Genomic DNA, 26,041 nt, shown 5'->3' on the forward strand with positions numbered 1-26,041 from the left:
CTGTCCCGATCTCGAATTACCGGCGTCGACATGCTGCCGGTGCCTGTGGTGCCAATCCATTGCATGGCTTGACTCGGTCCAGCGTGGAAAACCATGCCGTTGGAATCCGCGAACAACCACATATGGTTGTCCGCACGGTATATTCCTCTGGCATCGTTCGTTACGTCAGGGTCGCGACTATTGGCAGTCCAGTTGGCAGTTACCGCAGTATTCTCTTTCCAGCCCGATCTACTATTCCACGTTTCTCCGCTCTTGCCTCCCAGCCCACCGTTCCATGAGCCACCCAATACAAACACATCGCCGTTGCTCAGTGTCACGCTGCCGTGATAGGCTCGGGGAATCTTCATCTGTTTCTGGGCTGCCCACTGTCCCAAGGCGGGGTTGAAAGCACTGACTTTAGAGCTACTCGACCCACCCGTCACAAAGATATTACCGTCGGGCAGATTTACGATTCCCGGACAGAACATGTCGTGGCCGATATTGGTGACAAACACCTGCGTGCTCGTTCCGGCGACCGGATCAAAAATCGCAGTGTAGGTGCCGCCATCGTTCTGATGGTTGCGCAGATTCACTTCGCCGGGAGTAAAAGCTAGCGGACTATCAGCCGACCAGACTAGCACCTTTCCATTCGGTAGATTAGCCGCTGCGACGGGCACTAGCGGCAAATCAATCTTTGTAGACCACTGCGGCACGGTCTGCGCTGTTACATCCCTGCACGTTGCAATTAACATCCACCCGAAGACTATCAGGGCCAAAGCTTTTGTGGCCGTTTCTGATGGCTTGGGATTGCTCGTTGGAAATCGGTTTCGTTTCATCGCGACGCCCCTTTTTCTGGGTTACGTGATATGGCTGGTGTGATTAGCAACTCTTGGTTAAGCGAATCACTTCGAACGTACTCAAACTCCCAGTGCGCCAAGGACATCACAAACTTCTTCGACTCGCGGAAAATCAGCGCTGCGCCAGCGCAACATCGCGTAGTGATCAAAGCAATAGACTTGTGTCGAATGGTCGGCGATGTTGCTCGCCGGCGATGTGCGTCCGGCCAACTCCGCTCGTGTTCGGTCGACGTTATCTGGAGCCAGTGTGACCGCGTCCCATCCCGGACCGGCATTGAAACTCGCGAGCCATTCGCGCAATGCGGACGGTACATCGCCAAATGGGTCGATCCCAATCGATAGCAAGCGGATTGGATAGCGTGTACGGGCTTGCAGCATCCGGTCTTGAACGGCGCCGAATAGCGCTCCCTGAAGGGGGCAAACCGAGCTGCAACCCGTATAAATTGTCTGCACCGCAGTGACGCGTTCACGCAACAACTCTTCGAGCGGCCGGGTCGTGCCAGTTTGGTCGACTACCGAAACATCGGTGAGGCGGACCGGCGGCCTGACCGGCCCCATGTTTCCATGCTGCGCATAAACTTTCGCCGATACCGCCGCCATCACGGCTGAAGCCGTTGCGCACAATATCTTCCGACGCGTCAAAGCGGTCATGTCACCACCCTTGAAGTGCCGTCTCGCGCCCCACACGAGCTTGTATACTAGAAGTATGTTTCGATAAGCCAAGCGCGTTGCAGCCGACCTATGTGCGACGCCGTACGGAACAAATTGCCGAGTCGCGTCGCACTCCAGAATGAGCAGCCGCAGCTCCTCGTCAAGTGCCTGCATTTCTCGACGGTGAGCCATGTCAGACGACTCGGGAGAGGATTTCGAAGGACCGCTATCGGCGGAATCGGAGGTCTGTTGCGGGTCGACAGTTCGCATCCGCTGGCAGCGAACCACGACATTTGCGGTCGCAAGAGTCCGAATGGCAGAAAGCAATCTGAAGCCGCCTTGGGAACGAGGACGCCTGAATGTCGCGAAAGGCCGAACCGCTGTCCCCGGAAAGCGGGCGTGGATGACCGGACCACTCAGCAGTTAACCGCCGTTGAACCCCAGACAGCGCGACCGACAGTTGTGGGGCGGATCTCAAACGTCCCTCATCGTTGCCCGATCTCGTATCTAAGGTAGACGCCGCGCCGCGACGACTCGCTGACCTGGAACACATCTGCTCGGCGGACCGCGATGCGCAGATGTTGGTCGCGCACGGCGTTTTGACGTCGCTCGAGTTGCTTTCGCCGTTTCCGCAATTCTCTCAGGCGCATCGCCGGACAAGGCTGCTATGGTTGCGTTTCTTCCCAGTTTGCAGAACGGATTTTTCCTAAGCCAATGATCTGAATTGTGTTCACCTCGGACTCATAATCCGCCTCCGCAAGGACATCGTCGGTTCGAATCCGACACGACCCGCCAAAAGCTTGAAGAAAAGGGTTCCGAATTTTCGGAGCCCTTTTTGTTTGGCGTGAACTCGCGTGGTTAATCTGTTTTGCTGCATTCAGATTGTGGCTCTATGAGGCATATTCATCATTGGATTTTACGGGTTCAAAAGCGCGTCATCGTCATCTCTGCGGCGCAAACAGGCTTGTTAGTCCCTCAGCCAATATCGCGCTTTATTGTCTCGTCACCCTGCTGAAAATCACCGCGATTCAAGTCTTTTGGCTGTGGACGTTTTCACGGACAGTCTGGTGCTTCCGCCTGTCTTCGCGGTCCGTCGCACAGATCGCCACCACAATGCGCTATTAAGCAACTTCGGGTCGCCGGGTCGCACGCCGTTTTGCGCAAGGCTGGCATCCACGCCACATCAATAACGAGAACCATCATGCGATCCGACCACACCGGTGCCGAGTTGGCCCCGCCTCAATCACCGCTTGCCGCTGCAATCGACGACGCTGGCGAGAGCGTGTCGCCCAAGGAAATCCGCGCATTGGCGCGAGTCACCTTCTCCTTTGCGTGGCTATTCGGGCTGGAGCCATTCCTGACTGGGGCGGCCGACGAGGTGCTGCGCTCGAAGTGCGGCCGCCATTGACGCTTTCTCGCGTCGCACACTCGGCGAAACGCAGCTGGGAGGTCGAAAGTTTTGTCGGGGATGATGCAGCTTCTACAGCCACGGCCGCGAACTGAGTTAATCAAAATCTCAATATCAATGGCGACCGGCCTGAAAAGGGGAGACTGCATTAACTCAATTGAGTTCCCGGGTTTCCAAAATAAATTCACCGAGCGTCCGGATAAGCCCGTGCAATTGCCTTATTCGAGCAATCAGCCGGCTTTCACTCTTCAATCGTTCCGACCCGATTACGGCAGGCGTATTAAAACACTGTTGCATACGCACAACTTTATTATTGAAACGTTGCAAATATTCAATGGCGAGGGCAAGCGAGCAGCACCTTGGATGTTGCGATAAACGTCCGAAAAACAACGACTTAACGCGATCGCCGCAAGCATTGTTGCGGATTCCAAAAAAGCCTGTTGCGCAAATTGCCGACGCCGCTATTAGGGTGTCCCCCTACACTCACGCTTCGTTTAAAGGGTGCCCGGCTGTTCGAACCGGTTCGGACAAAGGGCGGCAGCACGTGCGATGCATGCGCTGTCGAGGCAGTCCCGCTCCCCGTGTAAATTTATCGAACTGGAGTCCCACATGAAGAAGAGTCTCATCGTCGTTGCGGTCGCCGCATCGTTCGCATCCGTCGCTCACGCACAAAGCAGCGTGACCCTGTATGGTCTGTTGGACGCGGGCCTGACTTACACCAGCAACGTCAACCACAACTCCAAGTGGGCAGCAGGCAGCGGCGGCATCAACCAGAGCATGTTCGGTCTGCGCGGTTCGGAAGACCTGGGCGGCGGCCTGAAGGCAATCTTCACGTTGGAAAGCGGCTTCAACGTCAACAACGGCAAGTTCGCTAACAACAACGGCATGTTCAACCGTCAAGCGTTCGTCGGTCTGTCGAGCGCGCAATTCGGTACGGTCACGCTGGGCCGTCAATACGACGCAGCTCAAGACTACCTGGCACCGCTGACCGCAACGGGCAGCTGGGGCGGTACGTACTTCGCACACCCGTTCAACAACGACAACCTGAACACGAACGGCGGCCTGTCGGTCAACAACTCGGTCAAGTACTCGAGCGCTAACTACGCCGGCTTCACGTTCGGCGGCACGTACGGCTTCTCGAACCAGGCTGGCGCATTCGCAAACAACCGCCAGTACAGCGTCGGTGCTGCATACCAGTGGCAAGGCCTGCACCTGGGCGCTGCTTACGCACAGCAGAACAACCCGGGCGCAACGAATGCTGCAGGCACGGCAAGCAACGGCGGTGCTTCAGACGGCGTTCTGGCGAACACCTCGGGCGTCATGACCGGCAACTTCCGTCAGCGTGAATTCGGCGCAGCGGCTTCGTACGCATTTGGCCCGGCAACGGTCGGTGTGGCCTGGACGCAATCGCGTGTGGATAACCTCGTCGGCGCAGCAGCAGGCCAACGTCAAGGTCATTCGAACAACTACGAAGTCAACGGCAAGTACAACGTGACCCCGGCTCTGGGCCTGGGCATCGCTTACACGTTCACGGATGCACGTGGCTACGGCGTCAACGCTGATGGCAACGACATGAAGACCCGTTACCACCAGATCGGCCTGCAAGCTGACTACTCGCTGTCGCGTCGTACGGACGTCTACGCTCAAGCCGTGTATCAGCACGCAATGGGCGACGGCGGTGTTGCTTCGATCTACAGCGGCGACAACACGCAACTGCCGTCGTCGTCGAAGAACCAGACGGCTGCTACGGTCGGTCTGCGTCACCGCTTCTAAGCTTCAGCAGAAGCTGCCTGTAGTACAAAAAGGTGCCGTTCGCGGCACCTTTTTTTATGGGCGCGGCAATTCAAATGCCGCGCGCGCTGGGGGGGCCTGGCGGAACCCCGCTCGGCATGCGATCTAGAAAATCGTACGCAGACCGGGTGCAACACCGGTCTGATTGTTGCGGCCCGGCAATTCGACCGAAGCGGCTCCCGACACCTTGTCGAAATCGACCGTGCCATATACTTCGGTACGCTTCGACAACGCATATTCAGCCAGCGCCACGAACGTATAGCGATAGCCGCTACCCAGCTGACCGTTGCCGACCGCCGCGTTGGACATGTGGTCGTAGTACGCCGCGCCAGTCAGACTGAGCACGGGCGTCGCCTGCCCGGTGACGCCGGCAAACGGACCGCTGTCGACGCGGCCCAAGCCCTTCACGATATCGACGCCCGGCACGAGCGTTTGCTGTGCCAGCGCGCTATCGACGAAACCGGTGTCGTCCTTCGAATGCAGATAGCCGACATACACCTTCGTCGAGCTGAACGCGTAGACCGCGTTCGCATTGAAGATGGTCTGCTTGTGATTGCTGTCGTCGCTGTTCTGCTGCACGCCAGCCGCAGGTATTGCGCTTTTGGACGATTGCGCTTGGCCCTTTCACAAGAATTCACTTTTGCGAACGCGAGCCTCGATTAATCTCAAAATCAGCGATCCAGAGACCTTACCTTCGCGGCCACCAGCACACGCGCTCCACGTGCGCGTTCTTACTGCATGAATACTTCCCCAGCAAACGTAGCAGCTCATCATCCGGCTATTCAGGATCTGACCGATGAGCAATGGCAGAACATCGTGCCGCTGCTGCCGGAAATGCTGAGTCAGGGACCTCGTCGCGGCCGTCCCAACATCGACATTCGTTGGGTGCTGGACAGTGTGATGTGGGTGCTGCGTACAGGCGAGCCATGGAGCGCGATGCCCGAGCACTATGTGCCGTATCAGACCGCGCATCGCTATTACTTGCGCTGGAAGAGGTCGGGCGCGCTGGTCGCGATCGCATTGACGCTATGCGAGACCGACGAGATCCTTGAGGCGCGCCTCACCCGCAGGCGCGGTACGCGTGGCGGGTAGGTCGTTGGAGAGCGCTGTTTTTCTTCGCGGCCGCGGCGACATCCACGATCAAGGCCCACTTCGAAGGGCGGCTCGCCGCCTGCTCCGCTAGATCTGTTCCCGCCCGAACGCACCCAGGCGTTCGAGATCGAGCACCTCGATCTGGTTATACGAGAGGCGCAAGATCTCCAGTCTTTCAAGGTTTTGCAGCGCCTGGTTGATCCGTTGGCGCGACACGCCCGCCAGCAGTCCAACTTCTTCCTGCGAAATGGCAAGCGTGCGGCCTGTGTCCGGACAGAGGTCCGGGTTGAACAGCTGCGCGAGCGACTGCGCGACGCGCGCATCCACGTCCAGCAGCCGGCTATTCTGAATCGACGCGATGAACTCGCCCATGCGGTTGTTCAGTTGCCGGATCACGAAGCCGGTGAATGGCAGGCTGGACTCCAGAAGCGCATGAAAGGTCGACGACGGCACGAACAGCACGAGCGAAGGCTGGATCGCGGCCACGTCGTATTTGCGCAATTCGCGCTTGATCACGCTGCCTTCACCGAACCAGCCGCCGGGCGGCACGCCGGACAGCGTGCAACTGCGTCCCGAGGCATTGTAGATGGCGAGTTTGATCAGCCCCGCATGCACGCCGATCCAATAGTCCGATGTTTCCTTGCGGCGCGCGATCCACGCTCCGCCTTCCAGATGCTGCGCGTGCGCGGTGGCCAGGACCAGCGCCTGATGCTCGGCCGCGAGCGCTCGAAACCATGCGCAGGTCGCGAATAGCCGCGCCAGCTCGGCGCGCCCGACCCGCTGCGGCCGCTCCGGCCGGGCGTCGGCGATGGAAGTGGAGGTGACGTCGTTCATCAGCGGCCTGGGAGCGTGTCCGGCTAAAGTTTGAGCCCGATAGCGCCACGGACGCACTACTCTGTCATTTGAATGACAGACAGTTCACCATGACCCTTGCTAGGCTGGCTCATCAATCAATCAGAACAATCGACGGCGCGGTCCGCGCCTCAGGAGACGATCCCATGAAGCACATGTTCGACGAAGGTCTTGAGCGGCGCGAGGCCAACTATGTCCCGCTGACGCCGATCGACTTCATCGTGCGCGCAGCTGAAGTCTACGGTGACCTGCCGGCGGTCGTCCATGGGGAGATTCGCCGCAACTGGCGCGAGACCTACGAGCGCGCGCTGCGCCTCGCCAGCGCGCTGCGGCAGGCGGGTATCGAACGCGGCGACACGGTGGCGGCGTTGCTGCCCAACATCCCGGCGATGGTGGAAGCGCACTTCGGCGTGCCGATGGCCGGCGCCGTGCTCAACACGCTCAATACGCGGCTCGACGTGTCGTCGCTATTGTTCATGCTGCGCCATGGCGGGGCGAAGGCACTGGTCGTCGATACGGAATACGGCGAATTCGCGCATCGCGTCGCGCTGGAATTCCCCGACTTGCGCGTGATCAGCGTGGCCGACGCGATGCCGGCCGACCCTGCGCAATTCGTCCGCGCGACGGATTACGAAGCGTTCCTGCAGTCCGGCGATCCTGCCTTCGCATGGACGCAGCCGGCCGACGAGTGGGACGCCATCGCGCTGAACTACACATCGGGCACGACCGGCGACCCGAAGGGCGTGGTCTACCATCATCGCGGCGCGCATCTGAATGCGCTCAGCAATATTCTCGAATGGGACATGCCGAAGCATGCGGTCTACCTGTGGACCCTGCCGATGTTCCACTGCAACGGCTGGTGTTTTCCGTGGACCATTGCCGCCCGTGCGGGCGTCAACGTCTGCGTGCGCAAGTTCGACGCCAGGACGGTGTTCGAACTGATTCGCCGCGAGGGCGTCACTCACTATTGCGGCGCGCCGATCGTGCAAAGCGCGCTCGCCAATGCGCCGGCTGAATGGCGCGAGGGCATCGCGCATGGCGTGTCGACGATGGTGGCGGGGGCGGCGCCCGCACCGGCGGTGATTGCGAAGATGAAGGAGATCGGTTTCGATCTGACGCACGTGTACGGGCTGACCGAAACCTACGGGCCCGCCGCGGTCTGCGCGAAACAGCAGGCGTGGGAGGCGCTCGACGACAGCGCACGCGCCGAACTGAACGCGCGCCAAGGCGTGCGCTATCACCTGCAGGCGGCGGTGACCGTGCTCGATCCGGACACGCTCGCGCCCGTGCCCGACGATGGAGAAACGATCGGCGAGATCATGTTTCGCGGCAACATCTGCATGAAAGGCTATCTGAAGAACGAGCGCGCGACTGAAGCCACCTTCCGCGGCGGCTGGTTCCATACCGGCGATCTCGGCGTGCGGATGCCCGACGGCTATATCCGCATTCGCGATCGCAGCAAGGACATCATCATTTCAGGCGGCGAGAACATTTCGAGCATCGAGGTCGAGGACACGCTGTACCGTCACCCGGCGGTGTCGGTTGCCGCCGTTGTGGCGATGGCCGATCCGAAGTGGGGCGAGGTGCCCTGCGCGTTCGTCGAACTCAAGGAAGGCGCTCAGGTGACCGAAGCGGAAATCATCGCGCACTGCCGGCTATTTCTGGCGGGCTATAAGTTGCCGAAGGCGGTGCGCTTCGGCGAACTGCCCAAGACGTCGACTGGAAAAATTCAGAAGTTCGAACTGCGCGCGCGGATCAAGAGAGAAGAAAGTGGCTCGCAATAGCGCGTGATCGCCATGGCACGCGGTTCGCCTTGCATGGCGGGCCGCGCTTAGCCGCGGGTGTCGACCCAGTGGTGGGCCCAGCGTGCCGAGTGCTGCAGCGCCTGCTCTTCGTTCGTGAAGTAGTCGAGCGAATAGAACTGGTAGCGGCCTTCGCTGCGCGCGCTGTCGGCGCGTTCAAGCAACAGGTTGGATGAAAAGCTGCCGTCGGGCAAACGATGTGCCGAGGGCTTGACGGCATAGCCGTTGTAATGATGAATATGTTTGTTTTGCATTTTATATTTTAATAATGTTCGAGTGCGCCCCGGCCGTATGAACCCGTTATACAAGGTGCACGGACGAGCTGATTCAAAGCCATTACGAGCCGAATCCTGACGCAGTCGGGAAGCGAAAAATGGGCGTTGAAGCCGGAGGGAAGAATGAGGTGCAACGAGGCGTTTGGCGCTTGGGCAAGCTGCTCAATCAATGCAGCTAAAAGCGATCGCGCCAACTGTGGGAGACGAAGCTCCGCGAGGATGTCGCTGCAGCCCGATGTCCGTTGCCGGACACCGAGCCCTTCAAACTTACAGCGGCGTGATGTTAGCCGCTTGCAGACCCTTCGGGCCTTGCTTCGTTTCGAAGCTCACCTTCTGATTCTCAGCCAGCGTTTTGAAGCCGTCGCTGCGAATTTCGGAGAAGTGCGCGAACAGGTCGTCGCCGCCCTTGTCCGGGGTGATGAAGCCAAAGCCCTTGCTGTCGTTGAACCACTTAACGGTACCGGTATCCATGAAGAATCCTTGAGGAAAAAAATAAATGAAATTGCTCTGGAAGAGCGCTTGAAGCGTCAAGGAGGGAGAGGACAACGAATACCGCTGATGAGCGAGACATTGATGAACAGCAATCGAACTTCTTGAACTTCGGGTGCCACAATAACCGCCGGGGCATGTCAGCGTCAACATATAACTTGTAACTGTTTTGCCGGACGCGGCACATCGTGGTCTCTACGCGCGTTGCGATGGGGCCCTGGTTTGGTCATGCCGCGCTCGCTACGCGCGCTGCGGCATGACGGTCAAGCGGGTTCGTCCCGCGCTGCAGGAAGTGGGGCCCTCAGTGACGCACCCTTCAGATGCCCACTTTATGTGCGGTCAGAAGCAGGCGTAAGCCGAGCGCGGCCACTGCGCTCGCGGCGACGCGATCGATCCACGCTTTCCACTGCAGATAAATCTCGCGCGGCCGTTTGCTCGAGAAGCACAGCGCGACGATCGTGTACCAGCCGGCCTCGATCGCGAAGATTGCAGGCGGCAGCGCGAAGTAGCACCACAGCGGCGGATGCTGCGGCAGCAGCGCCGCGAAAATACTGCCGTAATAGACAGCCGTTTTCGGATTGCTGAGTTGCGTGCTCAAGCCGATCCAGAAAGATTTCCGCGGATTGCCGAAAGCGCCTTGCGCCGCGTCGAACGCAAGCGGTTTGGCGGCGCCGCGCCAGATTTTCGACGCGAGGTAAATCAGATAGACGCCGCCGGCGACCTTAAGGCCGACATACAGCCATTCGACCGTTGCCAGCAGCGTGTAGAGGCCGAGCAGCGCGATGCCGCTGAAGAACACGCCGCCAATGCCCATGCCTAGCGCGGTGGCGAGACCGTCGCCGCGCGACAGTCCGATCGCATTACGAGCGACGATGACGAAGCTCGGTCCCGGGCTCATGGCGCCTAGCAGCAGCGCGGCCAGGATAGTGAGGATGGCGGTTGAGGCGGGCATCGTCGTGTCTCCAGTGCACAGAGGTTAATCGGTGAAACATAACATGACGGCGCGAGATTGGAGGCTTTCGGCGGCCTTGAATCTTTTGCAGACGGCTTTGATAAAAGAATACGCAATGAAAAAAGTTCGCGAATCCAATAGGCACCCTTTGCAGGAAGCAAAAGAATTTGAATGCTAGAATTGCCGCCCATACGCTGAAGCTCCCCGGAATACTGGCGCGAGACTCGGGCGCAGTTCAAGCCGTGGGTTCACGAATTCTCTTTTAATCCAGTCTTGGGCAGATATGTTTTCCACTTGCGGGATTTGCGCATCGGGACAGACATCGTGAACTCGAATTGCACTCGATCCATTTGAATCACGCATGAACCTTCACGTTGTCTTGTGGGGTCTTTGTTTGTCTAACGCGAGCATGATTAGCTGAAACATCGGTACGCTATGAAAGAGCGAGAAGAACAACGGCTGTTCGCCCCAGACGGGAATGCGCGTGAGCGCCTGATCGTGTGGATACGCCAACGCATGGATGAATACGACATCACAATGGAAGCGCTCGCGGACTCGCTCGAAGCCGACGCGAACGCCGTCCGCGCAGTGATGTATCGGGACGCCTTCGGCAATACGTGGGACGGTCATGGCGATAAGCCAGACTGGCTCTCGCGCGCAATTTACGCCGGACAGAACATCGATCACTTCCGCTGTTCGTGAGTCGTTGGGCCGCTTGGCCACTCGATTCGGGCTGACGCGGCACAGAACCGGATTCGGCGCGGCCCATGAACCAGTGCGGCAGCCATCCTCTCGCGTGAGCCGCCCGGTCGCGCAACGTGCGACCCATACGACTAGAGCGAAAGCCGACACGCGAGGCAGCGCGAAAAAAATAGACCACCGGCAAAGCTCGGCGTTGTGTCGCACACAAACACAAGCAAGTGACAAGCGCCGAACGGCCGATGCACATCGGCAAGTCAGATCTAATCCATCAGCATCACGAGGTAAACGAAAGCCGAAAAAAAGCCCGCACTAGGCGGGCTCAATTACTCGGAGTATCGCGATCCAGTCGCTGGACGGATCACGCTCAGTGTATGTGAAAGCTGTATGAAAGTGTTAAACATGCACTTCACAGGTCGAAGAACACGGTTTCCTTGTCGCCCTGCATGTGGATGTCGAAACGGTACACATTGGCGGTGTTCGGCTCGCGACGCGCGATCAGCGTGCCGCGCCGGTCGGCCGGAACCGCTGCCAGCACCGGATCCTTTTCGTTCGCCTGTGCTTCGTCCTCGAAATAGATGCGCGTGAACGTGTGCAGCAGCATGCCGCGCATCGTCAGGATCACATTGACGTGCGGCGCCTGATCCGCGCCGACGCGGCCGGGCTTCACCGTTTCCACGTAAAAGCGCTTGTGCGGGTCCGTACCGGTGCCGACGCGCGCGAAGCCGCGAAAGCCGGTCTTCGTGATTTCCTCACGCGACTCCGGATACTGGCCGGTCGAGTCCACTTGCGACATTTCGACCATCGCGTCGCCGATCACGTTGCCGTCGCCGTCGAACACCTGGCCGATGATCGTGATGTGCTCGCCCGCCGCTTCACGGTCGGCCAGAACGTGCGTGAACAGGCTCTTGTAGTCGAAGTCGTATTGCTGCGGGCAAAGACCGTAGGCGAAGTAGGGTCCAACGGTTTGCGACGGCGTTTGCTTGAGAGTGGTCATGGCTTAGCGCTCCATCGGGGTTTCGTTCGGGCCGCGCAACACGATGTCGAAATCGTAGCCGAGCGCGTAGGCCTCCTGCGTGGTGTCGAGCGAGAAGCTCGAAATCATGCGTTCGCGGGCATTCGCCGGCGTGCCTTGGTAAATCGGGTCGAAGGCCAGCAGCGGGTCGCCGGGGAAATACATCTGCGTCACGAGACGCGAGCCGAAGTGGTCGCCGAAGAGCGAGAAGTGGATGTGCTGGGGGCGCCACGCGTTCGGGTGATTGCCCCACGGATAGGCGCCCGGCTTGATCGTCATGAAGCGATAGCGGCCTTCGGTGTCGGTGATGCAGCGGCCCGCGCCGAGAAAGTTCGGGTCGAGCGGCGCATCGTGCTGGTCGGCCTTGTGCACATAACGGCCGGCTGCATTGGCTTGCCAGATTTCCACCAGCGTATTGCGCACCGGGCGGCCGCCTTCGTCGAGCACGCGGCCCGTCACGATGATGCGTTCGCCGAGCGGCTCGCCATTGCGCACCGCGTTGCGTGTCAGGTCGTTGTCGAGCGGATCGAGGTCGTCCGTACCATAGACCGGCACGCGCTGATCGCGCAGTCTTTCCTTCAACGGAATCAGAGCACGCGTCGGGCCGCGTTTGACCGACGAACCGTAGCTCGGATAGATATAGTCGGGGTGGGACGCGAAGTCACGCGGGGCAAGAAAGGAATCTTCCATCAGTGTCTCCTTGGGGGAATTGTTGGGTGCGACGATATGAAGCGACTTTATCTAACCCAAGCGGTTATGCAAAATGACGTTTTCGCCCTTTTCGTATAACCTTCCGTTATGCAACGCAGTCTCGCGGACAGCCGCGTCAAATTCCGCCATCTCCAGTGCTTTCTGGCCGTCGCCCAGTTCGGCAGCGTCCAGCGGGCCGCCAACAGCCTGTCAATCACCCAGCCCGCGGTCTCCAAGACGGTCGCCGAACTCGAAGAGATTCTCGGCGTGAAGCTGTTCGAGCGCGGCCGCCACGGGGCCGTGCCGACCCGCGAAGGGCAGCTCTTCATGCCCCACGCGAGCGCGTGCGTGAGCGCGCTGCGCCAGGGCGTCGACCTGCTGGCGCGCGCGGAAGGGGCCGCGGCGGCCACGCTGGAAGTGGGCATCCTGCCGACCGTCGCGGCCGCGTTGATCCCGCCAGTGCTCAAACGGTTCGCGGCGCTTTGGCCGCGCGTGATCGTGCGTCTTGCGACCGGTGCGAACCCGGAATTGCTTGAGCGTCTGAAAGCGGGCACGATCGAATTCGCGATTGGGCGCCTCGCCGATCCGGAGCGGATGGTCGGTCTCAGTTTCGAGCAGCTGTTTACCGAGCCGCTGATCGCGGTGGTGCGCGCCGGGCATCCGTTGACGCAGGGGCCGGGTTTGCCCGCTACGTCGCTGAAGGATTTTCCGGTGGTGCTGCCGCCGTTCGGCACGTTGATCCGGCAATCGGCCGACAGTCTGTTGAACGCCTGGGGCGTGCAGCCGCTGTCGGCGTTCGTCGAAGTGTTGTCGGTATCGACGGGGCGCGCGTTGACGCTCGAAAACAGCGCGGTGTGGTTCGTGCCGCTGAGCGCGGTGGAGTACGAGCTGGCGCACGGCATGCTAGTGCGTTTGCCGCTGCCGTTCGCAGGCACCGGCGAGCCGGTCGGTTTGATCCGGCGCTCGGACACGCAGCCGTCGCCGGTGGGACGCGCGTTTATCGAGGCGGTGCGCGAGGTCGCGCAACAACGCATGGCGGCCGCTGCGGATAAGCCTGTGCGCAAACGCAGCAGAAGCAAAGCGCCGACGAGTTGATACGGGCTGCACGAGTCGGGCGCGAAGATGCGCCGGGTTCGTCGGAGCAGCGAGCGCGGTAGCAGTAGCGGGAAGCAGGGAACACGCCGCGCCCGCCGACATGAACCATCCAGTACAAAATCAAGGTTGCGGACGCCCCGCTACCCGGTGTACAAACACGGTGCAAAAGCCGGGGCGGGCCGTGTTTGCTGCCCTGCATCACCCAGCCGGCGCCACCCGCGGCCCGTCGACGGTTGCATCGAACATCGGACACACCCGGACACACCCGGACCCAGCGCCGAACGACTGTACAAGGAGATTGCCATGCCCAGCGACCTGCCCACTCCAGACGCCGCGCTGCGCGCCGTGTCCACGCCTGAGCACAATCCGCTCGGCACCGCCGGTCTCGAATTCGTGGAGTTCGCCGCGCGCGACCCGCAGGCCCTCGGCGACACGTTCGCGAAGCTCGGCTTCAAGGCGGTCGCGCGGCATATCAGCAAGGACGTCACGCTGTATCGGCAGGGCGAGATGCAGTTCCTGATCAACGCGGAGCCGGATTCGTTCGCCGCGCGCTACGCCGACGAATACGGCGCGGGCATCTGCGCGATCGGCATCCGCGTGGCCGACGCGCAGCGCGCTTTCGACCGGGCGATCGAACTCGGCGCGTGGGCGTTCGAAGGCGAAAAAATCGGCGTCGGCGAACTGCTGATTCCGGCGATTCAGGGCATCGGCGACTCGCACATCTATTTCGTCGACCGCTGGCGCGGACGCGGCGGGCAGCGCGGCGGCCTCGGCGACATCTCGATCTTCGACATCGACTTCCGTCCGATCGAAATCGACACGGCCCACGCCGACCTGAGCCATGAGGGGATCGGCCTCGTCGCGGTCGACCATCTGACGCAAACCGTCGGCGAGGGGCGGATGCAGGAATGGCTCGATTTCTATCGGGACCTGCTCAACTTCCGCGAGATTCACGAACTGCACGCGAACTGGCATGTGTCGGCGGAGTCGCGCGTGATGGTGTCGCCGTGCGGCGCGATCCGCGTGCCGCTGTATGAAGAAGGCACGCGCCGCACCGACCTGATGCACGAGTACCTGCCGGACCATCCGGGCGAAGGCGTGCAGCATATCGCGCTCGCCACCGAGGATATCTTCGCGTGCGTCGAGCGCCTGCTCGCGAACGGCGTCGAATTCGTCGAGCCGCCGCCGCGCTATTACGATCAACTCGACGCGCGTTTGCCAGGCCACGGGCTCGATGTCGAGCGGCTCAAGCGCACGCATGTTCTGGTGGACGGCGAAATCGGCGCCGACGGCCTGCCGCAACTGTTTTTCCAGACCTTCGTGCGCCGCCGCACCGGCGAGATTTTCTTCGAGATCGTGCAGCGCCAGGGGCATCACGGTTTCGGCGAAGGCAATCTCGCCGCTCTCGCGCAGGCTCGCGAGGCCGGCGTCTGATCACGGTCGGCGGGCCCGATCGCACGCGCGATCAATCGGGATCGGGCGTGCCGGCCAGCTCGGGATAGACCGTGCGGTAGCCCGCGGCTTCCTGCAACAGCCATTCGCGGAAACTCGCGAGCGGCTTGCCGTGGCTGAGTTCGGTGGGATACACGAGATAGTACGCCGCATCGGCGACCGCTGGCGTGTCGAGCGGGATCACGAGCCCAAGCCGTTCGAGCTGCGTATCGACGAAAAAGCGCGGCACCAGCGCGATGCCGAGCCCGGCCGCCGCGGCGCTGATCAACATCGTGTGGAGTTCGTATCGCACGCCCTGCATGGTCCGGTTGTCGTCCACATCCAGGTTCGCGAACCATGCGGCCCAGCCGTCGGGCCGGGTGGTGGAGTGCAGCAGCGGATAGTCGAGCAGATCGGTCGCATGCTTCATGCGCCGCTTCAGCAGACTCGCGGCGCACACCGGTACCACTTCCTCGCAAAACAGAAGGTCCGCCGACGTGCCAGGCCAGGTCGGCTTGCCGTAGTGAATCGCCGCTTCGAAATGGGTATCGGCGAACGGGAACGTACCGGTGCGCACACCCATGTTCACGCGCACGTCCGGGTACTGCGCATTGAATGCCGCGAGCCGCGGAATCAGCCATTGCGAGGCGAACGTCGGCAGCACCGCCAGCTCGAGATAACCGCCGCCGCTGCCATGCGCGATGATCGACAGCGTGTCGCGGTCGAGGTGTTCCAGCGAGCGCCGCACCTGCGCGCCATAGACCTTGCCCGCCTTCGTCAGCACCACGCGCTGTTTGACGCGCACGAATAGCCGCACGCCGAGATTGCTTTCCAGCGTATTGATCTGCCGCGATACCGCGCTCTCAGTGAGGAACAGCTCACGCGCCGCATGCGTGAAGCTTTCGTGTCGCGCGGCAGCTTCGAAAGCGAGCAGCGCGCCCATGTTAGGAATCTTGAACTTTCGCACGTTGATTCCAAAAACGCATCAAGTGGCGAGTTTATCTCGCTTTACGATGGCCTTGCGGATTTTGAATAATCTCGCCTTCAAGATGAGGCGCCGCCTTTGTGTGCGCGCCTGCAGGTCACATCGAGCGCATCGGCAAGCGCTCGAAGCGCTACGTGGAGAACCGGGATGCGAAACATCAAGAATGCGAATGTCGAACAACTGCTGCTGAAATTGCTGGGCGCCGACAAGACCGCGCGCCTGTTCTCGACGCTGCATCATCCGCGTGTGCTGAACGAATGGGAAAACGGCAGCGTCACCCGCGCGGAACTCACGCAGGCAATGAATATGGCGCTCTTCGAAGACCTGCTCGCGCGTTCGGCGCATGGCCGCCAGTACACCGAGGAGACGATCGCCGCCGGTGGCAGCGTGTACTTCGACCATGGCGCGCTGCGCACGGTGCGCTGGCCGCACGCCGGCGCGCTGCCGCCTGGCGAAGCCGCGTTCGCGCGCATTCTGCGGCCGCTGGGTTTCAGCATCAACGGCCGCTATCCGCTCGACCGCCTCGGCATGACCGGCCGCGCGTGGGCACATGACGATGCGCCCGATGAGATCGCGCAGTTCTTCGTCAGCGAGTTGCATCCGGAAAGGTTCTCGGCGGCGTTTCAACAGGCTGTAACGCATGTGATCGGCGCGTCGTGCGATCCGCTGACGCCGCGCGCGGCCGGCCAGCTGTGGGAGCTCGAACGCGACGGCGTGCTGCCGCTCGCCGCGGCCCATGAATTGCTGCCCGTGATCGTCGGCGCGTTCGCGCGCCAGCACGACACGCCACGCGAAGCCGATTACGATGTACTGTCGAAGGAGTCGGCGGAAATGGCGTGGATCGCGACCGAAGGCAACGCGTTCAATCACGCCACCGATCGCGTCGAGGACGTGTTCAAGCTGTCCGACGACGAGAAGGCCAAAGGCCGTCCGATGAAACCGGAAGTGGAGCGCTCGCGATCGGGCCGCGTGTCCGAGACCGCGTATCGCGCGGACATCGTGCGGCGCGAATTCCGGGCGGCCGACGGCAGCATCGTGACGCGCGAAGTGCCGGGTTCGTTCTATGAGTTCATTAACCGCAAGCGCAGTTTCGATCAGGACGCGCGCCGCTGGGAAACGGACCTGCGGTTCGACGCGGGCAATGCGCAGGGCATCTTCAAGATGACCGCGAGCGAGGCGGCCTGAGCGCAAAAAGCCGACGCAAGTGGACAGGTTGGCGGCATCGGAGAAGAGGGGCGCAGTGGGAACGTCATTGGATGAAGAGCAGGGCGCGAGCGCGAATGCGTTGGACCACGGCGTGCCGCGCACGTCGAACGAGCGGCGCCACGCCTTTCACGGGCACCGCCGCCGTGATGCGGGCGCTCGAAAGCGATTTGCGCCGACATTGTACGCGGCGAAGTGCGCTTCGATAAGGCATCCAAAGCATTGTATGCGTCGGACGCGTCGAACTCTCGGCAAGTCCCGCTCGCCGTCGTCGTGCCTGCGGATGTCGACGATCTGCTCGCCACGCTCGCCGCCTGTCGCCGCAACGATGTGCCATTTCTCGCGCGCGGTGGTGGCACGTCGCAGAACCGCCAATGCGTCAACGTCGCGGTCGTGGCCGACGCGAGCAAATATGTGAACCGCGTGGTGTCGGTCGATGCGATTGCCCGTGTGGCGATTGTCGAACCGGGCGTGGTTTGCGACACGTTGCGCGATGCCGCCGAGCAACACGGCCTCACGTTCGCCCCCGATCCGGCGACGCATAGCCGCTGCACGCTCGGCGGCATGATCGCCAACAATTCGTGCGGCGCGCATTCGGTGATACCCGGGAAAACGGTTGATAACGTCGCTGCGTTGGAGATCGCGACCTTCGACGGCGCGTTTCTGGGTCGGTCCCACATCCGACGACGAACTCGCACGCATCATCGCCGCAGATGGCCGCAAGGGCGAAATCCACGCCGCGCTCACGCAGTTGCGCGATACCTACGCCGATCAGATTCGCGCGAAGTTCCCGCGCATCAAGCGGCGCGTGTCAGGCTTCAATCTCGATCAACTGCTGCCGGAAAACGGCTTTAACGTCGCGCGTGCGCTGGTCGGCACCGAAGGTACATGCGCGTTGACGTTGCAGGCGAAAGTGCGTCTCGTGAAGAGTCCGGCCAAACGCGTGATCGTCGTGCTCGGCTTCACGACATCTACACCGCGGCGGATGCCGTACCGCATTTCATGCGCTGCGGGCCGATCGCGATCGAAGGACTCGACCGCGCAATGATTCGCGGCTTGCAGGCGCGTGGTCTGAAGAAGGACGAGATCGCGTTGCTGCCCGAAGGCCGTCGCGCGTCAGCCGTTCGATTGGCCGACGCTTGCCGCCGAGGTGATCGTTCACGGGTATTGCCATCAGAAGGCGCTGTTCGGCATGCAAGGCGACAGCGCGCTGCTGAACAAGCTCGGCGTGAAGTGGAAGTTGCTCGATACCGGATCTTGCGGGATGGCGGGATCGTTCGGCTTCAACGCGGAGCATCATGCGCTGTCGCTGAAGATTGGTGAGGACAAGCTGTTTCCGGCGGTACGTGAAGCGACTGCCGCGAATGCGGAGACGATCGTGCTGACGAATGGTTTCAGTCACCGCGAGCAGATCGAGCAAGGAACGGGGCGTCACGCGATGCATATCGCGCAACTGGCGCAGCGGGCGTTGGCGGGAAGATAAGGTCTGTCGCCAACGCACGCAGGCTCACACCGACGCCAGGCGCGTCCTCTGCGTTATTTCTTCGCCGCTTCGCCGTTTGCCGGCGTTTGCGGAAGATCCGCGCTCGTCGCCATCCACAGCACTTCCGCGTCTTCTTCGCTGGTGGAGACCGCGGCGTGGCCGGTGCGGCTGTCGAAGTACAGACTGTCGCCGGCGTTCAGATGCGTCGGCGCATACAACTCGGAATACAGGCAGACGCTGCCGCTGATCACGTAGAGGAATTCTTCGCCTTCGTGGCGGCCCCAGTCGTCGAATGCGTCGAGCGTATGCGCGGAGATGCGGATGCGAAACGGCAGCATTGCCTTGTGCGCGAGGTCGGTGGCAAGCAACTCCATCTGATAGCCGCGATACGCATGGCGTTGGCCTTCGTTTTTGCGGGTCAGCGCGCGGCGCCCGCTCGCACTCACCTTCGGCGTGGAGCCGAACAGTTCGCCGATTTCGATCTTCAACCCGAGGACGATTTTTTGCAGCACGTCGAAAGTGGGGGACATCAGGCCGTTTTCGACTTTGGATAGCGTCGAGCGGGAGACGCCGCACAGGCGGCTCGCGGTTTCGAGCGTCAGGTCCTGCGCTTGACGGGCGGCGCGCACGCGGCGGCCGAGGTCGGTGGTCGACGGGTCGGCGGGTTTGCTGAGATGGGTGTCCATGGGGATTGCTGCTTTTTCGGGAACGCGCTTTACGGTGGCGAATTGTGTTTCCGATAATAACATTTGGCGCGACGGCCGGATTCGCAGCAGCGGATGAGGCGAACAGCACGATGCAGAGAAAGCGGCGGGAATGCCCGCGCGCTTTTCTGATCGGAAACTCATGGATTGGAAAAGATCGATCGAGCCGCTACCCGACAGCGGCTACACAATCGATTTCGATGTCGAAATGACCAGGCCAGGCGGGCACGTTCACGAAGATCCGCGCCGGTGGATCGACTGGAAAATAGCGTTTGTAGACCGCGTTGACTGCGGCGAACTTCTCGACCGACGTGCAGTAGACATTGCACTTGAGCACCTGCTCCAGCGATGACCCGGCCGTTTCCAGGCACAGCTTCATCTGCTCCAGAACCAGTTCGGTCTGACGCTCGATCGGCGCGTCGATAATTTCTCCCGTCGCGGGATCGAAGGGCGGAAAGCCGGAAACGTAGACGGTATCGCCGTGACGCGTCACCGCCGAAGTGGGCGCTTTCCAGTTGTCGAGGTAAGTCGACAGCGGTTCCACACGAATGATTTCACGAGCCATGCTTATCTCCATCCAAACCATCTAAAGGCGGCCGGGTCGTCGGATTTCACGCGCCGTTGCTGAAAAGCTCGTTGAGTTGCGCGCCGGAAGCCGCGCCCGCAAAGCCGTCGAAGCGCCCCTCGGTCAGCCCCTGCGCGGCCTGCATGAAGCCGCCCCATGCCGCGCGGGCCAGCGCACCGCCGACACTGATGCGCCGCACGCCAAGCGCGGCAACATCCTGCAGCGTGAGCGTGGACGGGGAGCCGATTAGCAGGTTGACGGGCTTCGGCGCCACGGCGGCGACCACGGCCTCGATCTGCTCGCACGTCTGAATGCCCGGCGCGTACAGGCAATCGGCGCCGGCCGCGGCATAGGCCTTCAGGCGTGCGATCGCGTCAGCGAGATCGGGCTTGCCGGCGAAGAAGTTCTCCGCCCGGCCGATCAGCAGCGTCTCGCCCCCGGTTTCGTCGATCGCCCGGCGTGCTGCGCTAATCCTTTGCACGGCGACATCGATCGGAAACAGCGCGCCGGCCGGGTCGCCCGTGGAGTCTTCGATCGACAGGCCCGCAACGCCGGTTGCGACAGCCAGCTTCACGCTTTCGGCGACGCCTGCCGGATCGTCGCCGAAGCCGTTCTCGAAGTCGGCGTTCACCGGCAGATCGGTCGCCTCGACGATATCGCGCAGGTGTGCGAGGATCGCCTCGCGAGGCAGCGTGTTGTCGGCGTGGCCGGTCGACCACGCAAAACCCGAACTCGTGGTGGCGAGCGCCTGGAAGCCGAGGGTTTGCAAATAGCGGGCGCTGCCCGCATCCCACGGATTGGGCAGCACGAAACAGCCGGACGTGTGCAGCGCGCGGAAGTCGGCGCGTTTTTCAGCGATGGTGCGGGGCATGGCGTGTCTCCTGGAAATGAGGGAGCCGAGGCTCCCATGTTGATCAGGCAACTTCGGGATCGACCACTGGAAAGTCTATTTCCGTATCGACCGCATTGTTGACGAAATTCGTCAGCATGTACTGTGCGCTCAACGCGATGATTTCAAGGACACCTGCGAGACAGCGAGCGCGAGAGGTCATCGTGGCTCTCGTGCGTCGCTCGCTGAAATCCAACGCGCTCTGGATGGAACGCTTCGCACTGCTCGGCGATGCGGGAAGTGTTGGGTGCGGTGGGCACGGGTTGCGTACTCGAGTCTGGGCGAGGCTCGTGGCGAGTCGGTGAATGACGTTTGCCCTATTTTGTCACTTCTGACGAGGCATGAGATATCCCGCGCCAGCAAGAGAACTTGCGAGGCGCGAGTAGCGGAACATCTTGCGGGATTGAGGGATCGCGAAAGCAGGGCGGGAGTAATGCTACGGCAAGCGGGCCGCGAATTTCGTCAAACGACTTTCCGACGCGTGAAGCGCTATCGTTCCATACCACTCAATACAGAAAAAAGAGCACATGCGTCGCCACGCATGTGCTCGCCCACATCACGTAACAACGGCCAGTTATTGCCCCGAATTCGCCCCAGCCGCACTGCCACCCGTTTGCGACGATCCCGTTGCCGTCGTCCCATATCCGGTGGTATCGGCCTGTGCCGTCGCGTTCTGTGCGGCGACGCGCGCTTCAGCAGCCTGGATGTCAGCGGGGTAAGTGGAGTCGCTCGACTTGCCGGGGTTATACCCCGCCTGCTCGACCTGCTTCAATTGAGCCTTGACCTCCGCACGCGTGAGCGGTTGCTCGGTTTGTGCGAACGAAGCCACCGGCGCAGCAAGAACAACGGCCAGCGCCACTGCTTGGATAAGTGATTTCATGATGCTTCCCTCCGAGATTGTCGTTTCCGGCACCGCAATCTCCGGCACCCATTAAAGGAGTCTAGGAAGCGATCAATCGAGGGGAAACCGCCCGGACGTTAATTCAGTATTGCAGCAAATAATAAGTCGGCGTCATGTAATGTCGTTTGCAAGGATCGTGTCAAACACCCTTGCGCACGTCGACCCGATAAGCCGTCACTTGCCGGTATGTATCGCCGGGCCGCACGATGACCTCGTGCTGCCCGGTCATATTGACCTGGTTCGGAAAGCCGCCTGCTTCCAGGCACAAGCCCGCATACCGTTGATACCGGACCCCGCCGCGGCCCGAGTCGCCATTCAGGAAGTTGCCGGTATAGAACTGTAAGCCGCGCTGATCGGTCGACACGGTCAATTCGCGTCCACTGCCGGGGTCATACGCGCAGGCCACCTGGCGCAGGGGCCGCGCGCTTTCGCTTGCGCCGGCCTCGGCTGCATCGCGCAGCACGTAGCAATGATCGAAACCGCCAGCCCGCGCCAGTTGCGTATGCGGCCAGTCCAGCCGCGCGCCGATCGGTGCGCTCTGGCGGAAATCGAACGCACTGCCCGCCACCTCGGCCAGCTCGCACGGAATCATCGCGGCGTCGACTTCGAAGAACTGCTCGGCGTCGATCGACAGCATATGGCCGCGAATGTCGCTGCCCGGCCGGCCCGTCAGGTTGAAGTACGGATGGCTCGTCAGATTGAGCGGTGTTGCCGCATCGGTGATCGCTTCGTACTCGATGGTCAAGGTGCCGTCGTCGTCGAGCGAATAGCGCACTTGCGTGGTTATGTTGCCCGGAAAACCGGCATCTCCCTCGGGCGACTCCAGACGCATCAGCAACGCGCCGTTGTCCTCGCTCACGTCCCACAGCGCGCGATGAAATCCCACGGTGCCGCCGTGCAGCAGGTTCGCGCCTTCGTTGCGGTCGAGCGTGTACTCGATACCGTCGAGCGTGAAGCGCGCATCGGCGATGCGGTTCGCCCAGCGGCCGATCAGGCCGCCCATGTAGGTGGTGGCCGCGACATATTCGGCGGGCGTGTCGTGGCCGAGCAGGATGTCGCCGAGGCGTCCGGCCCGATCCGGCGCGTGCCACGAGACCAGCGTCGCGCCGAGGTCGCTGATGGCGACCTTCATGCCGTGCGCGTTGCGCAGCGTATAGAGCCGGACGCGATCGCCGCCGTGCAGCGTGCCCCACGCCTCAGAAGAAAGTTGTGCGATGCTGATCATGTAGTCGGTGGAAGGAAAAGAGAAAAGCATGTTCAGCCGGGCGTTGTCGTCGGATTCGCGCGCTCCTGGTATTCGCGCGGCGTACAGTCGAGTTCACGGCGAAAGACCGCGTACATGTATTGCAACGACGTGAAGCCGCAACGAATCGCCACTTCCGCGCTCGACGCATCGCGTTTGGCGAGCAGCGCCTTCGCAACATCGAGCTTATGGCGCAGGATTTCCTGGTGCACGGTGCACTGCCGTTCGCGCCGGAAGTACTCTTCGAGCGACGAGCGCGACACGCCCACATAGTCGGCCACCTGCTCGGTGCGAATCCCCTGGCACGCGTACTGACGGATGAAGTGCCGCGCGCGCATCACATACGGAATCACGAGCGGTTGATGCCGGGTCGATTCGAGCACGTTGATGCCGACCGGCGGAACGAGAATGCGCCGGCCCGGAAAACGTGCGCCGTGCAGCATCTGATGCAAGACGTGCGCGGCCGTACGACCCATTTCCTCGGTGCCTTGAATCACCGAAGAAAGCGGAATGCGTGTCAACGTGCGTGTCAGCGGGTCGTTGTCGATACCGATGATCGCGACTTCCTCGGGCACCGGAATGCCCGCGATCAGACAGGCCTGCAGCAGATGCCGCGCCCGCGCATCGGTCACGGCGATGATGCCGACCGGCTTCGGCAGTTGCCGCAGCCACGCGGTGAGTTGCTCGGTCGCCTGGTTCCATGACGGCGCGCTGGTCGACAGGCCGCGATAGATCTCGCTGTCGAGCTGCGCGTCACTGCGTCCATCGGCGCGGCGCAAATGGGCGAACGCGAGTTCGCGCTGCTGCGCCCAACGGTTTTCCTGCGCCTGCGGCAGGCTATACAACGCGAAATGTTCGAGGCCCGCGCCGATCAGATGCGTGTACGCGAGTGACACGAGCTTGCTGTTGTCGGTCGCGATATAGGGTAAGTCCGGGGGATAGTGAGCCGGGTCTTCGAACGACGACCCGACCGCGACCACCGGCAACGGACAGTCACGCAGCGCTTCTCCGACGGCGGGGTCGTCGAAGTCCGCGATGATGCCGTCGCCGTCGAAGCGCTCGATGCCGGTCAGCCGGCAGCGGAAATCTTCTTCGAGGAAGAGATCCCACGCGACTCGGGTCGACAGCAGGTAATTGCCGATGCCGGTGATGATCTCGCGGTCGTAAACCTTGTTCGCATTGAACAGCAGTGCGATCCGATGGGTCGTCTGGGGTGTTTGCGGACGGGGCATGTCGGTGAGCGGCGTGCGGATCGTCCGACCCACCGCCCATGTCTCCTGTTTAGTGGCCGCTTAATGTAGCGCCATTTTTAAGCGTCTGGTTATTCTAGGCCCCGAAGCGGACGCGGGGGCGAAACAAACACGCGGGCGGTAAGAAACATCAAGCGAGCTGCGCAATTTCGCAATTGCCGATGCTCCCTGCAAGCGGCAGCATGGCGTCACCTTGTAGACCGGCATGACCAGCGGCGCGAGTTGCAGTGCAACATACACTGGAGACGCTGATGTCTTACTTCGAACAAATTCCCGAGATCCGCTATGAAGGCTCGCAATCGGACAACCCGCTTGCGTACCGCCATTACGACAAAAGCAAGCGGTTACTCGGCAAGACGCTCGAAGAACATCTGCGTATCGCGGTGTGCTACTGGCATACGTTCGTCTGGCCGGGCGTGGACATTTTCGGGCAGGGAACCTTCAAGCGTCCGTGGCAGCAGCCGGGCGACGCGATGGAACGCGCGCTGCAAAAAGCCGATGCCGCATTCGAGTTCTTCTCAAAGCTCGGCACGCCGTACTACACGTTTCACGACACCGACGTCGCGCCCGAGGGCGCGAGTCTGAAGGAATACAGCGAGAACTTCTTGCGCGTCGCCGACTATCTGGCGCGCAAGCAGCAGGATAGCGGCATCAAACTGCTATGGGGCACGGCCAATCTGTTCTCGCATCCGCGTTACGCGGCGGGCGCCGCGACCAGTCCCGATCCGGAGATCTTCGCGTTCGCCGCGACCCAGGTGCGCCACGCGCTCGATGCGACGCAACGGCTCGGCGGCGAGAACTATGTGCTGTGGGGCGGCCGCGAAGGTTACGACACGCTGCTCAACACCGACCTCGTGCGCGAACGCGAACAGCTCGCGCGCTTCCTGCGCATGGTGGTCGACCATGCGCACAAGATCGGCTTCAAGGGCTCGCTGCTGATCGAGCCAAAGCCGCAGGAGCCGACCAAGCATCAATACGACTACGACGTCGCGACCGTCCACGGCTTCCTGCTGCAATACGGGCTGGCGAAAGAAATTCGCGTGAACATCGTGGCCAATCACGCGACGCTCGCGGGTCACTCGTTTCATCACGAGATCGCGACAGCCTACGCGCTGGGTGTCTTCGGCAGCGTCGACGCGAATCGCGGCGATCCGCAGAATGGTTGGGATACCGATCAGTTTCCGAATAGCGTCGAAGAACTGACGCTGGCCTTCTACGAGATTCTCAGGCACGGCGGCTTCACGACGGGCGGCATGAACTTCGATTCGAAAGTGCGGCGCCAAAGCGTCGATCCGCAAGATCTGTTCTACGGCCACATCGGCGCGATCGATAACCTCGCGCTCGCCGTCGAGCGCGCGGCAGTGCTGGTCGAAAGCGATCGTCTCGAACAGTTCAAGCGTCAGCGCTACGCGGGCTGGAACGCAGAGTTCGGCCGCAAGATTCTTTCCGGCGACTATTCGCTGTCGGCACTCGCGATGGATGCACTGGCACGAGGCCTCAATCCACAGCATGCGAGCGGTCAGCAGGAGAGGCTGGAGAACATCGTCAATCAGGCGATTTATAGCGGACGCTGAAAGGCATCCGGGGTAGGCAATCGAAACAGAGAGCATTACATAAGGATCGCGCGGCCACGTCGACCGCGCGAAGAGGAGGCTTTGGCTTGTCGCTTGACCGGTTCTGTCGCTCGCAGCGCAGGCCGACCAATCCGGTATTCCGGCTAATACAACGAAACCATTGTTT

26 protein-coding genes and 2 pseudogenes are annotated in these 26,041 nt (G+C 61.5%); 11 read left to right on the forward strand and 17 right to left on the reverse strand.

The window, feature by feature from the left end:
- Nucleotides 1–815: Kelch repeat-containing protein (locus tag PQR02_RS33045; protein WP_459252057.1), on the reverse strand; the 815-nt coding region annotated here is incomplete at its 3' end.
- 81 nt (nucleotides 816–896) lie between these two features.
- A complete protein-coding gene (locus PQR02_RS33050; RefSeq protein WP_408241677.1) occupies nucleotides 897–1,487 on the reverse strand; it encodes an SCO family protein in 591 nt (196 codons plus the stop codon).
- Between the two features lie 1,201 nt (nucleotides 1,488–2,688).
- Between PQR02_RS33050 and PQR02_RS33055 the strand changes: the two genes are divergently transcribed.
- On the forward strand, nucleotides 2,689–2,895 hold the full coding sequence (locus PQR02_RS33055; protein ID WP_408241680.1) for a hypothetical protein: 207 nt from the start codon (nucleotides 2,689–2,691) through the stop codon (nucleotides 2,893–2,895).
- A gap of 609 nt (nucleotides 2,896–3,504) precedes the next feature.
- Entirely contained in the window at nucleotides 3,505–4,668 is a 1,164-nt protein-coding gene (locus tag PQR02_RS33060; protein ID WP_408241683.1) for a porin, read from the forward strand.
- Between the two features lie 123 nt (nucleotides 4,669–4,791).
- Here the strand turns inward: PQR02_RS33060 and PQR02_RS33065 are convergent.
- Nucleotides 4,792–5,274: pseudogene (locus PQR02_RS33065) on the reverse strand (porin family protein); the annotation flags it as partial.
- A 150-nt stretch (nucleotides 5,275–5,424) separates the two neighbouring features.
- On the opposite strand from PQR02_RS33065, the gene PQR02_RS33070 reads away from it, so the two are divergent.
- Nucleotides 5,425–5,778 carry a transposase gene (locus tag PQR02_RS33070; RefSeq protein ID WP_408241686.1) on the forward strand — a complete coding sequence of 118 codons (354 nt, stop codon included), beginning with the start codon at nucleotides 5,425–5,427 and terminating at the stop codon, nucleotides 5,776–5,778.
- Between the two features lie 87 nt (nucleotides 5,779–5,865).
- Here the strand turns inward: PQR02_RS33070 and PQR02_RS33075 are convergent, their stop codons facing one another.
- Entirely contained in the window at nucleotides 5,866–6,612 is a 747-nt protein-coding gene (locus PQR02_RS33075; protein ID WP_408241688.1) for a Crp/Fnr family transcriptional regulator, read from the reverse strand.
- A 164-nt stretch (nucleotides 6,613–6,776) separates the two neighbouring features.
- On the opposite strand from PQR02_RS33075, the gene PQR02_RS33080 reads away from it, so the two are divergent.
- A complete protein-coding gene (locus PQR02_RS33080; protein WP_408241691.1) occupies nucleotides 6,777–8,414 on the forward strand; it encodes an acyl-CoA synthetase in 1,638 nt (545 codons plus the stop codon).
- 47 nt (nucleotides 8,415–8,461) lie between these two features.
- Here PQR02_RS33080 and PQR02_RS33085 read toward each other — a convergent pair whose 3' ends face one another.
- The 3 genes from PQR02_RS33085 to PQR02_RS33095 all read right to left on the reverse strand — a co-directional run bounded on the left by PQR02_RS33085 (nucleotide 8,462) and on the right by PQR02_RS33095 (nucleotide 10,148).
- Nucleotides 8,462–8,686 carry a hypothetical protein gene (locus PQR02_RS33085; protein WP_149670492.1) on the reverse strand — a complete coding sequence of 75 codons (225 nt, stop codon included), beginning with the start codon at nucleotides 8,684–8,686 and terminating at the stop codon, nucleotides 8,462–8,464.
- A 288-nt stretch (nucleotides 8,687–8,974) separates the two neighbouring features.
- A complete protein-coding gene (locus PQR02_RS33090) occupies nucleotides 8,975–9,178 on the reverse strand; it encodes a cold-shock protein (RefSeq protein ID WP_090545255.1) in 204 nt (67 codons plus the stop codon).
- 334 nt (nucleotides 9,179–9,512) lie between these two features.
- Nucleotides 9,513–10,148: a LysE family translocator gene (locus PQR02_RS33095; RefSeq protein ID WP_408241695.1), complete on the reverse strand. Its 636-nt coding sequence runs from the start codon at nucleotides 10,146–10,148 to the stop codon at nucleotides 9,513–9,515.
- A gap of 435 nt (nucleotides 10,149–10,583) precedes the next feature.
- Between PQR02_RS33095 and PQR02_RS33100 the strand changes: the two genes are divergently transcribed.
- Entirely contained in the window at nucleotides 10,584–10,850 is a 267-nt protein-coding gene (locus PQR02_RS33100) for an H-NS family nucleoid-associated regulatory protein (protein WP_408241698.1), read from the forward strand.
- Nucleotides 10,851–11,256: 406 nt separating this feature from the next.
- Here PQR02_RS33100 and pcaG read toward each other — a convergent pair whose 3' ends face one another.
- Together pcaG and pcaH are read right to left on the reverse strand one after the other, a co-directional pair.
- A complete protein-coding gene (gene pcaG, locus PQR02_RS33105) occupies nucleotides 11,257–11,844 on the reverse strand; it encodes a protocatechuate 3,4-dioxygenase subunit alpha (protein ID WP_408241701.1) in 588 nt (195 codons plus the stop codon).
- A gap of 3 nt (nucleotides 11,845–11,847) precedes the next feature.
- Nucleotides 11,848–12,552, reverse strand: coding sequence for a protocatechuate 3,4-dioxygenase subunit beta (gene pcaH / locus PQR02_RS33110; RefSeq protein ID WP_408241704.1), 705 nt, complete (start codon nucleotides 12,550–12,552; stop codon nucleotides 11,848–11,850).
- 108 nt (nucleotides 12,553–12,660) lie between these two features.
- Between pcaH and pcaQ the strand changes: the two genes are divergently transcribed.
- Together pcaQ and PQR02_RS33120 are read left to right on the forward strand one after the other, a co-directional pair.
- Nucleotides 12,661–13,647, forward strand: a complete 987-nt coding sequence (gene pcaQ / locus PQR02_RS33115; RefSeq protein ID WP_408241707.1) for a pca operon transcription factor PcaQ — start codon at nucleotides 12,661–12,663, stop codon at nucleotides 13,645–13,647.
- A 303-nt stretch (nucleotides 13,648–13,950) separates the two neighbouring features.
- Nucleotides 13,951–15,081: a 4-hydroxyphenylpyruvate dioxygenase family protein gene (locus PQR02_RS33120; RefSeq protein WP_408241710.1), complete on the forward strand. Its 1,131-nt coding sequence runs from the start codon at nucleotides 13,951–13,953 to the stop codon at nucleotides 15,079–15,081.
- 31 nt (nucleotides 15,082–15,112) lie between these two features.
- On the opposite strand, the gene PQR02_RS33125 is transcribed toward PQR02_RS33120, so the two are convergent.
- Entirely contained in the window at nucleotides 15,113–16,045 is a 933-nt protein-coding gene (locus PQR02_RS33125; RefSeq protein ID WP_408241713.1) for a LysR substrate-binding domain-containing protein, read from the reverse strand.
- A 165-nt stretch (nucleotides 16,046–16,210) separates the two neighbouring features.
- On the opposite strand from PQR02_RS33125, the gene PQR02_RS33130 reads away from it, so the two are divergent.
- The 3 genes and pseudogenes from PQR02_RS33130 to PQR02_RS33140 all read left to right on the forward strand — a co-directional run bounded on the left by PQR02_RS33130 (nucleotide 16,211) and on the right by PQR02_RS33140 (nucleotide 18,749).
- Nucleotides 16,211–17,248 carry a DUF1338 domain-containing protein gene (locus PQR02_RS33130; RefSeq protein WP_408241715.1) on the forward strand — a complete coding sequence of 346 codons (1,038 nt, stop codon included), beginning with the start codon at nucleotides 16,211–16,213 and terminating at the stop codon, nucleotides 17,246–17,248.
- A gap of 55 nt (nucleotides 17,249–17,303) precedes the next feature.
- Nucleotides 17,304–18,373 (forward strand): annotated as a pseudogene (locus tag PQR02_RS33135) (FAD-binding oxidoreductase); the annotation flags it as partial.
- A gap of 85 nt (nucleotides 18,374–18,458) precedes the next feature.
- The gene (locus PQR02_RS33140) at nucleotides 18,459–18,749 is read left to right on the forward strand and encodes a hypothetical protein (protein ID WP_408241759.1); all 291 of its coding nucleotides are present in this window, start codon (nucleotides 18,459–18,461) and stop codon (nucleotides 18,747–18,749) included.
- A 53-nt stretch (nucleotides 18,750–18,802) separates the two neighbouring features.
- Here PQR02_RS33140 and PQR02_RS33145 read toward each other — a convergent pair whose 3' ends face one another.
- The 7 genes from PQR02_RS33145 to PQR02_RS33175 form a co-directional block, all read right to left on the reverse strand.
- Complete coding sequence (locus tag PQR02_RS33145) at nucleotides 18,803–19,435, reverse strand: helix-turn-helix domain-containing protein (RefSeq protein WP_408241717.1); 633 nt, start codon at nucleotides 19,433–19,435, stop codon at nucleotides 18,803–18,805.
- A 187-nt stretch (nucleotides 19,436–19,622) separates the two neighbouring features.
- Entirely contained in the window at nucleotides 19,623–20,018 is a 396-nt protein-coding gene (locus tag PQR02_RS33150; RefSeq protein WP_408241720.1) for a RidA family protein, read from the reverse strand.
- A 46-nt stretch (nucleotides 20,019–20,064) separates the two neighbouring features.
- Nucleotides 20,065–20,889 carry an isocitrate lyase/PEP mutase family protein gene (locus PQR02_RS33155; protein WP_408241723.1) on the reverse strand — a complete coding sequence of 275 codons (825 nt, stop codon included), beginning with the start codon at nucleotides 20,887–20,889 and terminating at the stop codon, nucleotides 20,065–20,067.
- A 43-nt stretch (nucleotides 20,890–20,932) separates the two neighbouring features.
- On the reverse strand, nucleotides 20,933–21,070 hold the full coding sequence (locus tag PQR02_RS33160; protein ID WP_408241726.1) for a carboxymuconolactone decarboxylase family protein: 138 nt from the start codon (nucleotides 21,068–21,070) through the stop codon (nucleotides 20,933–20,935).
- A gap of 411 nt (nucleotides 21,071–21,481) precedes the next feature.
- On the reverse strand, nucleotides 21,482–21,787 hold the full coding sequence (locus tag PQR02_RS33165; RefSeq protein ID WP_408241729.1) for a DUF4148 domain-containing protein: 306 nt from the start codon (nucleotides 21,785–21,787) through the stop codon (nucleotides 21,482–21,484).
- Between the two features lie 160 nt (nucleotides 21,788–21,947).
- Nucleotides 21,948–23,033: an aldose epimerase family protein gene (locus tag PQR02_RS33170; protein ID WP_408241753.1), complete on the reverse strand. Its 1,086-nt coding sequence runs from the start codon at nucleotides 23,031–23,033 to the stop codon at nucleotides 21,948–21,950.
- A 32-nt stretch (nucleotides 23,034–23,065) separates the two neighbouring features.
- The gene (locus PQR02_RS33175; protein WP_408241756.1) at nucleotides 23,066–24,283 is read right to left on the reverse strand and encodes a XylR family transcriptional regulator; all 1,218 of its coding nucleotides are present in this window, start codon (nucleotides 24,281–24,283) and stop codon (nucleotides 23,066–23,068) included.
- Between the two features lie 269 nt (nucleotides 24,284–24,552).
- Here PQR02_RS33175 and xylA point away from each other — a divergent pair, with 269 nt between their 5' ends.
- Nucleotides 24,553–25,875, forward strand: coding sequence for a xylose isomerase (gene xylA / locus PQR02_RS33180; RefSeq protein ID WP_408241732.1), 1,323 nt, complete (start codon nucleotides 24,553–24,555; stop codon nucleotides 25,873–25,875).
- Nucleotides 25,876–26,041: the final 166 nt, after the last annotated feature.

Source organism: Paraburkholderia sediminicola (genome assembly GCF_046026895.1).
GTDB classification, from domain to species: Bacteria; Pseudomonadota; Gammaproteobacteria; order Burkholderiales; family Burkholderiaceae; genus Paraburkholderia; species Paraburkholderia sediminicola_C.